An 11,848-nucleotide genomic window follows, 5' to 3' on the forward strand; every position below is an offset into this window, starting at 1 on the left:
GAATACGCATAAGCCAGCACGAAGGCTGGCTTATGGTGTGTGCTTCTTACCGCAAAAACGATCAGTCGGCTTGTGGAGCTTCTACCGGCTTGACTGCTTCTTCGTAAGAGACCGATTTGTCGGTCACGCTAGCTTTCTGCAGAACAGTATCCACAACTTGTTCTTCCAGCACAACCGAACGAACTTCGTTCAGTTGCTGGTCGTTCTTGTAGTACCAGGACACAACCTGCTCAGGCTCTTGGTAGGCCGAAGCCATTTCCTGAATCATTTCACGAACGCGGGCTTCGTCAGGCTTGAGGTCGAATTGCTTGACCACTTCAGCCACGATCAGACCCAGCACAACGCGGCGCTTGGCTTGTTCTTCGAACAGCTCGGCCGGCAGTTGGTCAGGCTTGATGTTGCCGCCGAACTGCTGAACAGCCTGCACGCGCAGACGGTCAACTTCGTTGGACAGCAGCGCCTTAGGCACTTCGATCGGGTTGGTGGCCAGCAGACCGTCCATTACCTGATTCTTGACCTTGGATTTGATCGCCTGACGCAGCTCGCGCTCCATGTTCTTGCGAACTTCGGTGCGGAAGCCTTCCAGGCCCGATTCCTTGATGCCGAATTGAGCGAAGAATTCTTCGTTCAGCTCTGGCAGTTTTGGCTCGGAAACAGTGTTCACGGTCACGGTGAACTCAGCGGTTTTGCCAGCCAGGTCGAGGTTCTGATAGTCCTCTGGGAAGGTCAGGTTCAGAACGCGTTCTTCGCCGGCTTTAGCGCCAACTAGACCGTCTTCGAAACCAGGGATCATGCGGCCGGAACCCAGCACCAGCTGAGTACCTTTGGCAGAACCGCCAGCGAACACTTCACCGTCAACCTTGCCAACGAAATCGATGTTCAACTGATCATCGTTCTGAGCAGCGCGATCGGCCACTTCGAAACGGGTGTTCTGCTTGCGCAGCACGTCCAGCATCTTGTCCAGATCGGCGTCAGCCACGTCAGCGCTCAGGCGCTCTACGGTGATGCCGTCGAAGCCAGCAACGGTGAACTCAGGGAACACTTCGAAAACTGCAACGTATTCCAGATCTTTGCCAGCTTCCATCGATTTAGGCTCGATCGAAGGGGCGCCAGCCGGGTTCAGCTTTTGCTCGACAACAGCTTCGTAGAACGAAGACTGGATCACATCGCCTACAGCTTCCTGACGCGCATCAGCACCGAAACGGCGCTTGATTTCGCTCATTGGCACTTTGCCTGGACGGAAGCCAGCAATCTTGGCCTTTTGGGCAGTCTGCTGCAGACGCTTGTTGACCTGAGTCTCGATGCGCTCAGCCGGCACGGTGATGCTCATGCGGCGCTCAAGAGCAGAAGTATTTTCAACAGAAACTTGCATGGATATTCCTCGTTGCACAGACGTTAGCCGGCCGTTTCCGACCCCAGAATCAAGGGCATGCATTCTAGTGGGTCAAACTCAAGAAGTCACCCTACTGAAAACGGGTAAAAAAGCAGCAGGCAATTTATAGGCGGGGACAAAACGGTTGCGCCTCGCCCTGTTAGCAAATACAGCCAGTCACGCCAGGGCTCTGCACCCATCCTTCTATATATAGAAGAAGTTGCCAATCATCTCCCTGACAGCCGGTCTTGCGAGCAAGGCCGGCGGGCGGCGCGGCATCATCGAGAAACATAAATACGACGAAACACCCCACCCCTGCGACCCAGGACATGCAGCCGCTTTACACTCGAATCGCTAAAACAAAAAAGGCGCCAGACTGTTAAATCTGGCGCCTCTCGAAATATGGGGTGGACGAAGGGGATCGAACCCTCGACAACGGGAGTCACAATCCCGTGCTCTACCAACTGAGCTACGCCCACCATATTGCCTTGCAAAGAAGCCAATCAACTCCCTCGCTGCGCCCCAACCAGGCCAACCGGCTTGAGTGAAGCTTTATTTGGTGCGGATGAAGAGACTCGAACTCTTACACCTTGCGGCGCTGGAACCTAAATCCAGTGTGTCTACCAATTCCACCACATCCGCGTTTGAAGCTGTTAAAGCAAAGGCGCCAGACTGTTAATCTGGCGCCTTTCGAAATATGGGGTGGACGAAGGGGATCGAACCCTCGACAACGGGAGTCACAATCCCGTGCTCTACCAACTGAGCTACGCCCACCATATTGCGCTACTTGTGCCAAAGCTGCCTAATGGCGCACCCGGCAGGACTCGAACCTGCGACCATCCGCTTAGAAGGCGGATGCTCTATCCAGCTGAGCTACGGGCGCCTTATTAATCTGTACTCTTGGAGGACTACAAACTAAGAGCTTTCCAGTCGTGCAGAACCGTAATTCCGCTTGACCTTCTCATCCAGTGTTAGGCTGTGCCCGACAAGTGCGACGAATAGTATAGAGCGCCCCGAAGGTCGTCAAATCCTTTTTATAAAAAATTCATTTAATTAAAGGGCTTAGAGGAATTTGCTGACCAAGCGCCTTTGCCCTCACCTCATGACATGCGAGAATGCGTTCTCTTTTTTTCCCCTCTCGATGGTTAATCACGCGCAATGACTGCACAACTAATCGACGGCAAATCGATCGCCGCCAGCCTGCGCCAGCAGATCGCCAAACGAGTCACCGAGCGTCGCGAGCAAGGCCTGCGCACACCGGGCCTCGCGGTGATCCTGGTCGGCAGCGATCCTGCCTCTCAGGTTTATGTCTCGCACAAGCGTAAAGACTGTGAAGAGGTCGGCTTCATTTCCCAAGCCTACGACCTGCCTTCCGAAACCACTCAAGAAGCACTGACCGATCTGATCGATCGCCTGAACGACGACCCGGCAATTGACGGCGTTCTGCTTCAGCTTCCTTTACCTGAACACCTGGACGCCTCCAAATTGCTGGAGCGCATTCGTCCAGACAAAGACGTCGACGGTTTCCACCCTTATAACGTCGGCCGCCTGGCCCAGCGCATCCCGTTGCTGCGTCCGTGCACCCCGAAAGGCATCATGACCCTGCTGGAAAGCACCGGTGCCGACCTTTACGGGATGGACGCCGTGGTCGTCGGAGCCTCCAACATTGTTGGCCGCCCGATGGCGATGGAATTGCTGCTCGCCGGTTGCACCGTGACCGTCACCCACCGCTTCACCAAGGATCTGGCCGGCCACGTCGGCCGTGCCGACCTGGTCGTCGTCGCCGCCGGCAAGCCGGGCCTGGTCAAAGGTGAGTGGATCAAGGAAGGCGCGATCGTGATCGACGTCGGCATCAATCGCCAGGAAGACGGCAAACTGGTCGGTGACGTGATCTACGAAACCGCCCTGCCCCGCGCCGGCTGGATCACGCCGGTACCGGGTGGTGTCGGCCCGATGACGCGTGCCTGCCTGCTGGAAAACACGCTGTACGCGGCAGAAACACTGCACAGCTGAGTGCCCGCTTCGACATTAGCGATGAACAAAAGAACCCCGCCAATGGCGGGGTTCTTTTTGTCTGAAGTAAAAGATCGACCATCCGCCGGAAAATGACTTTTTTTTCACGCTTCCAAGGACTTTCACCCCCTCCCTGAACAACCATCGACAGTTATTCAGCCATACTCCAGAATGTCGCGCTTTTACGAAATAGCCCGTTACATAACGGCTTATCAACACCTTATGAGTCTGCCAGCGTGAAAATCCGTCTTTCCATCCTGAGCCTATTTTTTGCATTTACAGGGACGTTAATCACGCCAACGGTCAATGCCGCTGAAACCACCGCGGCACCCCGAGACACGAAACAGCTCAAGCTCGCTTCCGGCAGCTCTTTGCTGCTGGATATGCAGACCAACAAAGTCATTTATGCCAGCAACCCCGATGTCGTTGTCCCTATCGCCTCGGTCAGCAAATTGATGACCGGTCTGGTTGTGGTCGAAGCCAGGCAGAACATGGACGAGTACATCAATATCAACATCAGCGACACGCCAGAAATGAAAGGCGTGTTTTCCCGGGTGAAACTCAAAAGCGAATTGCCGCGCAGGGAAATGCTGTTGATCGCCTTGATGTCCTCGGAAAACCGTGCCGCCGCGAGCCTGGCCCATCACTATCCGGGTGGCTACGTCGCATTCATTGCTGCGATGAACGCCAAGGCCAAGGCATTGGGCATGACCAGCACCCACTTCGTCGAGCCGACGGGCCTCTCCCCTCGAAACGTCTCCACGGCCCGTGACCTGAGTAAATTGCTGATCGCCGCCCACAAATACCCGTTGTTGACCGAGTTGAGCACCACCAAGGAAAAAACCGTCACGTTCCGCAAACCCAACTACAGCCTGGGTTTCCGCAACACCGATCATTTGGTCCGCAAGCCGAACTGGGACATCAAGCTGACCAAGACCGGGTTCACCAACGAAGCCGGTCACTGCCTGGTATTGGTGACCAGCATGGGCAATCGCCAGGTGGCGCTGGTGATCCTCGACGCCTTCGGCAAGTACACGCATTTTGCCGATGCCACCCGCATTCGCAGCTGGGTGGAAACCGGCAAAGGCGCAGACGTGCCGTCGGTAGCCTTGCAGTACAAGTCGGACAAGAACCTCAAGCACCGTCAGAGCGGTGTTGTCGAAGCTTCAAAGTAAGTCAGCGACTGCAAAAACAAAGCCCCGATTATTCGGGGCTTTTTTCGTCTGGCATTAATCGTTGGGCAAAGGCATTTGATCATCATCGGGAATGCCATCCCCAGCGCTTGGATCTTTCATGCCATGGGGATGCTCCGTGGGCACCACCATCGGACGCGCCAAAGGATCCCTTAGCGGATCATTCGGATCCATCACCGGATCAATGCCCTCTTCGGGCGTTGTGGGGACACTGTCCGGACGTTTGTCGTTGAAACTAGAATCAGTAGACATACGCACCTCACCAGAGGCTAGGGTTTCAGATCAGCGAGTGGGTCGTAAGGCTTCGCTGGAGTCTTGCCCTCCTCGCCCGGCTTGATATCTCGGGGCGCCTTGGCAGGACCGATGGGATCGACCTGAGGATCGGCAAGGTCCGGCGAATCGGGATCGAAACCCAACTCATTGCCCGAAGAATGCTCAGACGAATGCGGGCCGGAGGGGGTATTTGAATGTGCCATGGGCGCCTCCCTGGATGTGGCCCGGAGAAATCCGGGCCTTACACATCAGAGGCCAAGCATGCACGGCGGTGCCATGCAGATGACGAACGGAGCTTACTGAGCGGTCAGCGCCTTCTTCGCACGTGCAGCGGCCTGTTCCTGACCGGCCTGGCCAAGATCGCTCGCCGCCTTCAGCCAGCGCTGCTGATCGACGTTGGCAGGTATCTGATTGGGCTTCTGAATCAATACGGCCCAGCCGCCGGCATCCTTGAAAGAGGAATCAAACGAACTGAAGCTCATCAAATTCCGGCGATTCATGCCGGCGCGCAGCAACACCGTCTGCTTCTGGCGATTGTAACCGGCGAGAATGGCGTAACGCGGTTCAGCCCAGAGCGCCGTGCCTTCAGTGAAGCGCACCATCACCGGATAGCCGGCTGCAACCTGGGTCAACAGTGCCGGCAAATGGCTGTCGAGGGGATACACCACCATCCCGTACTCACGAGCAAGGTTTTGCATGTTCTGCTGCAACTGAGCTTCTGCGCCCGGCAAGTGCAGGGGTTTTTCAAGCAGCCCGGGCGTAATCACGACGCCCTGCTGTGCCAGCATGCTGGCCAGTACCTGTGGTCCGCTCTGATAGTCCTGGCCACGGTAGAACGTGCCGCTGAGTTCGACACGTTCCGGCAGCCGCTTGATCTCCGGTGCCACACTCCCCGCGCATCCTGCCAAACCTGCAACGCAGCCGACAATCAGCGCCGCCGTTCGAATTCGAGAAAATACCCGCACGATCATCACTCTCTTGTTCAGACGCCAGGCAACACGCTCCCGGCTTGGCCGTCGATCATAGGACGCCACGCGACGCCGGTATAGCCTTAACCCACAGTTGAACGCATTCGATAGAGCGAACGGGTTGATGACAGCCGACCTTTGGTCAATAGCCTGAAACACAGCAGCGACTAGACTGTCATTTGCGAAGAGTGTGCGCCCGAGGCAGGGCAAAGAGGAGGCACTGATGAGCCTGACAATGACAATCGTGATGTTGATTTCCGGCTGGCTGGCCGTGGCCGCCGCCATGCTGTGGGGCGTTTTGCGGATCACCCGTCGGCACCATCACCACCCCGCTCAATCGTCGCCTGTGGCGAACACTGATAAACCACCGGTACGTCACGCAACCGCGCACTGATCCTTTCGGATTCGCAAACAAAAACGGCCGCCTGGGCTCTTTCGAGCGCAGGCGGCCGTTTCGTTCTTGCGGGTTAAGCTTCAGCCGCTATTTTCTTCTGCTTGGCCCGACGCGACATCATGTTCAAGCCCTCGATGGTCGCCGAGAAGGCCATGGCCGCATAGACGTAGCCCTTAGGCACATGAGCACCGAAACCTTCAGCGATCAGCGTCATGCCGATCATGATCAGGAAGCCCAGCGCCAGCATCACCACGGTCGGGTTGTCGTTGATGAACTTGGCCAGAGGGTCAGCCGCCAGCAACATCACCAGCACCGACACCACCACGGCGATAATCATGATCGGCAAATGCTCGGTCATGCCGACAGCGGTGATGATGCTGTCGATGGAGAACACCATGTCCAGCATCAGGATCTGACCGATCGCAGCAGCAAAGCCCAAGGTCACGGTCGAGGTCGCCGACATCGGATCATCCGGTGCCGGGTCCATGCTGTGATGGATCTCGGTAGTCGCCTTCCACAACAGGAACAGGCCACCGGCAATCAGGATCATGTCCTTCCAGGAGAACGCGTGGCCGAGAATATCGATCACCGGCTCAGTCAACTGGACGATGAAGGCGATGGTGCTCAGCAGGCCCAGTCGCAGAATCAGCGCCATGCCGATACCGATGCGGCGTGCTTTCTGCCGATGCTGCTCGGGCAGCTTGTTGGTCAGGATCGAGATGAAGATCAGGTTATCGATGCCGAGCACGATCTCCATCACGATCAACGTGGCCAGGGCGACCCAGGCGGTGGGGCTTGCAGCTAGTTCTAAAAGGTATTCCATGGGTCAGTCCTGACTCGTTTGAACGGTTTAGATTTCCTGGGACGAAGATTCGGTTTTCTGCTTGTCTTCGCCCGATGATTCTTTCTTGCTGATCAGGCCGCCGGTGGCATCACTGATCGCCTCTTCGGCGGCTTTGTGGGTGTCATCGATCGCCTGTTTGGCGGTTTCGGCGGCCTTGCCCATCAATTGCTGAGCGCTTTTCTCGGCCTGGTCGCAACCGGCCAATACCAGTAAAGACGCAATCAGCAGTGCCGTGGTTTTAAGCTTCATGATGTTTTCCTCGATAGAACAAAACGGGCCGAAACGATGGCCCGTTGATAGCGAGGCATTCTAGGGAGGCAAACACTTCAGGAAAATTCGTATTTTTAGCGGTTATACTTCGGTTTTTACGAATCCAGGATTAATTGTAGGAGCGAGGCTTGCCCGCGAAGAACGATGACGCGGTCCTTCAGGAAGACCGCGTCATCGTTCTTCGCGGGCAAGCCTCGCTCGTACAGGGGATGTGTACCAGGGGATATAGACAGCATGTTGAATTATCGGCAATTGCATTACTTCTGGGTGGTGGCCAAAACCGGCAGCATTGTGCGCGCTTGCGAGCAACTGAACCTGACGCCCCAGACCATCAGCGGGCAGATTTCCCTGCTCGAACAAACCTATGGCATCGAGCTGTTCCGACGCGTCGGTCGGCAGCTTGAGCTGACGGAGGCCGGGCGTCAAACCCTGCCCTACGCCGAGCAGATGTTTCAGCTGGGCGGCGAATTGGAGTTGATGCTGCGGGCACAGCCCAACGAACAGCAGATCCTGTTTAGGGTAGGCGTCGCCGATGTGGTGCCCAAATCCATCGTCTATCGCCTGATCGCGCCGACCATGGAATTGAGCGAACCGCTGCGCATCACCTGTCGTGAAGACAAACTCGAACGTTTGCTCGCCGACCTGGCGATCCAGCGTCTGGACCTGGTGATCTCCGACAGCCCGATGCCCTCGCACCTGGACATCAAGGGTTACAGCCAAAAACTCGGTGAATGCGGGATCAGCTTCTTCGCCACCGCCGAGCTGGCGGCGCAGTATGGCCAGGATTTTCCCCGCAGCCTGCACGGCGCACCGCTATTGATTCCCGGACCGGAAACGGTGGTACGCAGTCGCTTGCAGCGCTGGTTTGCCGAGCAGCAGATCCAGCCGCGCATTGTCGGTGAGTTCGACGACAGCGCGCTGATGCAGGCTTTCGGTCAATCGGGCAGCGGGATTTTCATCGGACCGAGCGTGATTGCCGACGAAGTGAAACGCCAATACGGCGTGGAGTTGATTGGCCAGACCGACGCTGTGACGGAGTCGTTCTACGCCATTTCAGTGGAACGCAAGGTCAAGCACCCCGGCATTGTGGCGATTACCGAAGGTGCCCGACGCGAGCTGTTCACCGAGCTGTGAAGGTCAGGCGCAGATTTCGCGAGGTTTCATGGTCATCAGCGCCATGGCCAGGAGAATCGAAACCAGGATAAACGCGGCGGCCGCAAAACCCAGCCCACCCAGGCCAACGCTGTCGATCACGCGTCCGCCAACCATCGCACCCAGGCCGATCCCGAGGTTGGCCCCGGCGATGTTCAGCGACGCGGCAAACGCCGGCGCCTCGGGTGCAGCCTTCATCAAGCGCACATGGCTGACCAGGAACAACGCGGCCTGGGTCACGCCCCAGATCCCCATCGCCGCCGCCAGACCCAGTGGCGAATGAATGTTCGGCACCAACGCCACCATGCCCGCGATCATGAACGCGCAGAACATCATCGAAGCCATCAGCGGATGACGATCCACCGCGCGGCCGCCCAATGAGTTGCCGATCAGACCGACCGCGCCGAATCCCATCAGGCACCAGCCGACCACCGTGCCGTTGAAACCGGCGAGGCGTTCGAGGATATCCGCCAAGTAGGTGTAAGCGGTGAACATGCCGCTGAACACCAGGATCGACAGCAGCACATGACCCAGCATCAACGGGCTACGGAGAATCTTGAACTGCGACCGGAAGCTCACCTGATGCTGATGCAGGTTGGTTTTCGGCAGGTAGATAAACAGCAGCAACGCCTTGGCAAACGCGATCACCGCCAGAATGCCGAAGGCACTGCGCCAGCCGAACGCATCGGAAATCAGCGTGCCCACCGGAATGCCGAACACCGTGGCGCAGACAATGCCGAAACCAATCTTGGCGATCGCCCGACCGGCGTAATCCGGCCCGACAATGTCCACGGCGGTTTCACTGGCCAGCGCCCAGAACACCGGCAGCCCCAGCGCCGGGATCAGCCGGGCAATGGACATCACCCAGATGTTCGGCGCAAACGCCGCGAGGGTGTTGGCCAGGCCGAACATAATCAGCACCGAGATGAACAGCTTGCGCCGCTCGAACCTTGCGAAGTACGCGGTCAGGAACGGCCCGAACGCAGCAACGGTAAAGGCGAACAAGGTCACCAGCAAACCCGCTTGGGGAACGCTGACGTCCAGGTCTCGGGCAATCGCCGGCAACAGGCCGACGATGATGAATTCCGTGGTCAGCACCGTGAAACCGGCGGCCGACAACAGAAGGATGGGCAACAGCATGCAGAACTCCAGAAAACGACGACACCAGCGATAGCCCGAAGGCCCACTGGCATGACTTGAAAATGAGGATGCGCAATCTTAACAGAGTGTTTCCGATCAGGGTTGCACGAACCTGCCGATCTCGTTGATCGCGCGGGCGGCAGATCGTCACAGGTCTGAAGGATAAAGACCACGCTGTGATAAAGTCCGCGCCCTGCGATACGTACACCCAGTTCATCGGCCATTCGCTGGCATTGATGTCGCGACACCCCCGCACCTAATAATCAGAGATGCCGTTTTATGACTGCTCCATCCCCCTCGCTATTGCAACGTTTGAAAAGCCTGAGCCTGGTCTCGCAAATCATCATCGGCCTGATCGCCGGGATTGCCCTGGCGCTGATCGCGCCGGACGCGGCGAAGTCCACAGCGTTCATCGGTAAGGTCTTCGTCTCGGCACTGAAAGCCGTCGCGCCGATTCTGGTGTTCGTGCTGGTCATGGCCTCGATCGCCAACCACAAGCACGGCCAGGAAACCCACATCCGTCCGATTCTGTTTTTGTACCTGCTGGGTACGTTTGCCGCGGCGGTGGTTGCGGTTGTTGCCAGCATGATGTTTCCGTCAAGTCTGGTGCTGTCCACCCATGACGTTGCCGTGACTGCGCCGGGCGGCATCAGCGAAGTGTTGCAAAGCCTGCTGCTGAGCGTGGTCGATAATCCGGTCAGTGCGCTGATGAACGCCAACTTCATCGGCATTCTGGCCTGGGCGATCGGCATGGGCATTGCGATTCGCCATGCCGGTGACACAACTCGCGAGGTACTCGGCGACCTGTCCAATGGCGTGACCCTGATCGTGCGCCTGGTGATTCGTTTCGCACCGCTGGGGATCTTCGGCCTCGTCGCGTCGACCCTGGCCACGTCCGGCTTCGGTGCACTGATCGGCTATGTGCATCTGCTGGCGGTGCTGCTGGGCTGCATGTTGTTTGTGGCGCTGGTGATGAACCCGGTGATTGTGTTCTGGAAACTGCGTCGCAACCCGTATCCGTTGGTGCTGACCTGCCTGCGGGAAAGCGGCATCACCGCGTTCTTCACCCGCAGTTCGGCGGCGAACATTCCGGTCAACCTGGAATTGAGCAAGCGCCTGGGCCTGCATGAAGACACGTATTCGGTATCGATCCCGCTGGGCGCCACCATTAATATGGCCGGCGCGGCGATCACCATCACCGTGCTGACCTTGGCGGCCGTGCATACCTTGGGCATCGCCGTGGACATTCCGACGGCCATTCTGCTCAGTGTGGTGGCGGCGATTTGTGCGTGTGGCGCTTCGGGCGTGGCCGGCGGTTCGTTATTGCTGATTCCTCTGGCGTGCAGCCTGTTCGGCATTCCGAGTGAAATCGCCATGCAGGTGGTGGCGGTGGGTTTCATTATTGGTGTGTTGCAGGATTCTGCAGAGACTGCGTTGAACTCGTCTACGGACGTGCTGTTCACCGCCGCGGCGTGCCTCGGTGAAGAAGCGAAAGCAGAACGTCTGGCGTAACACCGCCCCTTGTAGGAGCCAGGCTTGCCGGCGAAGGCGATCTCAATGACGCCTTCGCAGGCAAACCTGGCTCCTACAGGTTTGGCGTGAGCCGCCAAGCACGATATCCCCTGATCCGTAGAGTCAAACAAAAAGCCCGCCAAGGCTTGCACCTTGGCGGGCTTTTTTGTGCGCGGGCGGTTTAGAACGCGCCCATGTAGTCGCGCTTGCCCACTTCCACGCCGTTGTGACGCAGCAGTGCGTAAGCGGTGGTGACGTGGAAGAAGAACTGCGGCAGGCCGTAGGTCAGCAAGTAAGCCTGGCCACTGAAGCGCTTCTCTTTAGGGGTGCCTGGACGCGTCACGATCTCAATGCCTTCCTTGCCATCGATCTGCTCAGGCTTGATCTCGCCGATGTAAGCCAGAACCTTGGCGATCAAGGCTTGCAGTTCAGCGAAGGTGGTTTCGGTGTCGTCGTACTTCGGCACTTCGATCTCGGCCAGACGCGAGGAAACGCCTTTGGCGAAATCAACGGCGATCTGCACCTGACGCACCAGCGGGAACATGTCCGGGTACAGGCGGGCTTGCAGGAATGCATTGGGGTCAATGTTCTTGGCGGTGGCGTGGGCTTCGGCCTTGTTCAGAACGTCGCTCAGGGCGTTGAGCATTTGTTTGAAAACAGGAACGGAAGCGGCATACAGGGAAATGGTCATGACAGTCTCGTGTGGTGACAGGAGGG

At 57.6% G+C, this 11,848-nt stretch carries 11 protein-coding genes, 4 tRNA genes and 1 pseudogene; 4 read left to right on the forward strand and 12 right to left on the reverse strand.

The features are described 5' to 3' along the window. Positions 1 to 61: 61 nt before the first annotated feature. The 5 genes from tig to ACA051_RS19420 all read right to left on the reverse strand — a co-directional run bounded on the left by tig (position 62) and on the right by ACA051_RS19420 (position 2,255). Entirely contained in the window at positions 62 to 1,372 is a 1,311-nt protein-coding gene (tig, locus tag ACA051_RS19400; RefSeq protein ID WP_497294841.1) for a trigger factor, read from the reverse strand. Positions 1,373 to 1,775: 403 nt separating this feature from the next. Continuing rightward, a tRNA-His gene (locus ACA051_RS19405) sits at positions 1,776 to 1,851 on the reverse strand. Between the two features lie 78 nt (positions 1,852 to 1,929). Next, positions 1,930 to 2,014 (reverse strand) — tRNA-Leu (locus tag ACA051_RS19410). A gap of 56 nt (positions 2,015 to 2,070) precedes the next feature. Continuing rightward, positions 2,071 to 2,146, reverse strand: a tRNA-His gene (locus tag ACA051_RS19415). 32 nt (positions 2,147 to 2,178) lie between these two features. Beyond that, positions 2,179 to 2,255, reverse strand: a tRNA-Arg gene (locus ACA051_RS19420). A 275-nt stretch (positions 2,256 to 2,530) separates the two neighbouring features. Here ACA051_RS19420 and folD point away from each other — a divergent pair. Then, entirely contained in the window at positions 2,531 to 3,385 is an 855-nt protein-coding gene (gene folD / locus ACA051_RS19425) for a bifunctional methylenetetrahydrofolate dehydrogenase/methenyltetrahydrofolate cyclohydrolase FolD (protein WP_403104728.1), read from the forward strand. 236 nt (positions 3,386 to 3,621) lie between these two features. Further along, the gene (gene pbpG / locus ACA051_RS19430) at positions 3,622 to 4,560 is read left to right on the forward strand and encodes a D-alanyl-D-alanine endopeptidase (protein ID WP_497303997.1); all 939 of its coding nucleotides are present in this window, start codon (positions 3,622 to 3,624) and stop codon (positions 4,558 to 4,560) included. Between the two features lie 54 nt (positions 4,561 to 4,614). Here the strand turns inward: pbpG and ACA051_RS19435 are convergent, their stop codons facing one another. From ACA051_RS19435 to ACA051_RS19455, 5 genes and pseudogenes are all read right to left on the reverse strand, one after another. Further along, positions 4,615 to 4,830: a hypothetical protein gene (locus tag ACA051_RS19435; protein WP_403104733.1), complete on the reverse strand. Its 216-nt coding sequence runs from the start codon at positions 4,828 to 4,830 to the stop codon at positions 4,615 to 4,617. 17 nt (positions 4,831 to 4,847) lie between these two features. Then, entirely contained in the window at positions 4,848 to 5,054 is a 207-nt protein-coding gene (locus ACA051_RS19440) for a DUF6021 family protein (RefSeq protein ID WP_497303998.1), read from the reverse strand. 93 nt (positions 5,055 to 5,147) lie between these two features. Beyond that, positions 5,148 to 5,875, reverse strand: a pseudogene (locus ACA051_RS19445) (cysteine peptidase family C39 domain-containing protein). Positions 5,876 to 6,286: 411 nt separating this feature from the next. Next, complete coding sequence (locus ACA051_RS19450) at positions 6,287 to 7,036, reverse strand: TerC family protein (protein WP_010458689.1); 750 nt, start codon at positions 7,034 to 7,036, stop codon at positions 6,287 to 6,289. 27 nt (positions 7,037 to 7,063) lie between these two features. Further along, positions 7,064 to 7,306 carry a hypothetical protein gene (locus ACA051_RS19455; protein ID WP_497303999.1) on the reverse strand — a complete coding sequence of 81 codons (243 nt, stop codon included), beginning with the start codon at positions 7,304 to 7,306 and terminating at the stop codon, positions 7,064 to 7,066. A 255-nt stretch (positions 7,307 to 7,561) separates the two neighbouring features. Here ACA051_RS19455 and nhaR point away from each other — a divergent pair, with 255 nt between their 5' ends. Further along, the gene (gene nhaR, locus ACA051_RS19460) at positions 7,562 to 8,461 is read left to right on the forward strand and encodes a transcriptional activator NhaR (RefSeq protein WP_010458685.1); all 900 of its coding nucleotides are present in this window, start codon (positions 7,562 to 7,564) and stop codon (positions 8,459 to 8,461) included. A 3-nt stretch (positions 8,462 to 8,464) separates the two neighbouring features. On the opposite strand, the gene ACA051_RS19465 is transcribed toward nhaR, so the two are convergent. Then, on the reverse strand, positions 8,465 to 9,619 hold the full coding sequence (locus ACA051_RS19465; RefSeq protein WP_497304001.1) for an MFS transporter: 1,155 nt from the start codon (positions 9,617 to 9,619) through the stop codon (positions 8,465 to 8,467). Positions 9,620 to 9,898: 279 nt separating this feature from the next. Between ACA051_RS19465 and sstT the strand changes: the two genes are divergently transcribed. Beyond that, on the forward strand, positions 9,899 to 11,131 hold the full coding sequence (gene sstT / locus ACA051_RS19470; protein WP_497304003.1) for a serine/threonine transporter SstT: 1,233 nt from the start codon (positions 9,899 to 9,901) through the stop codon (positions 11,129 to 11,131). 181 nt (positions 11,132 to 11,312) lie between these two features. On the opposite strand, the gene ACA051_RS19475 is transcribed toward sstT, so the two are convergent. Continuing rightward, positions 11,313 to 11,822, reverse strand: coding sequence for a DUF1993 domain-containing protein (locus ACA051_RS19475; protein ID WP_461975026.1), 510 nt, complete (start codon positions 11,820 to 11,822; stop codon positions 11,313 to 11,315). Positions 11,823 to 11,848 lie beyond the last annotated feature (26 nt).

This window comes from Pseudomonas sp. LBUM1669 (assembly GCF_059695705.1).

What these genes read in the sequence shown, in the direction of transcription:
- tig (WP_497294841.1), bottom strand. Translation starts at nt 1,372, where the DNA reads ATGCAAGTTTCTGTTGAAAATACTTCTGCTCTTGAGCGCCGCATGAGC.
- folD (WP_403104728.1), top strand. Translation starts at nt 2,531, where the DNA reads ATGACTGCACAACTAATCGACGGCAAATCGATCGCCGCCAGCCTGCGC.
- ACA051_RS19435 (WP_403104733.1), bottom strand. Translation starts at nt 4,830, where the DNA reads ATGTCTACTGATTCTAGTTTCAACGACAAACGTCCGGACAGTGTCCCC.
- ACA051_RS19440 (WP_497303998.1), bottom strand. Translation starts at nt 5,054, where the DNA reads ATGGCACATTCAAATACCCCCTCCGGCCCGCATTCGTCTGAGCATTCT.
- ACA051_RS19450 (WP_010458689.1), bottom strand. Translation starts at nt 7,036, where the DNA reads ATGGAATACCTTTTAGAACTAGCTGCAAGCCCCACCGCCTGGGTCGCC.
- ACA051_RS19455 (WP_497303999.1), bottom strand. Translation starts at nt 7,306, where the DNA reads ATGAAGCTTAAAACCACGGCACTGCTGATTGCGTCTTTACTGGTATTG.
- nhaR (WP_010458685.1), top strand. Translation starts at nt 7,562, where the DNA reads ATGTTGAATTATCGGCAATTGCATTACTTCTGGGTGGTGGCCAAAACC.
- ACA051_RS19465 (WP_497304001.1), bottom strand. Translation starts at nt 9,619, where the DNA reads ATGCTGTTGCCCATCCTTCTGTTGTCGGCCGCCGGTTTCACGGTGCTG.
- sstT (WP_497304003.1), top strand. Translation starts at nt 9,899, where the DNA reads ATGACTGCTCCATCCCCCTCGCTATTGCAACGTTTGAAAAGCCTGAGC.
- ACA051_RS19475 (WP_461975026.1), bottom strand. Translation starts at nt 11,822, where the DNA reads ATGACCATTTCCCTGTATGCCGCTTCCGTTCCTGTTTTCAAACAAATG.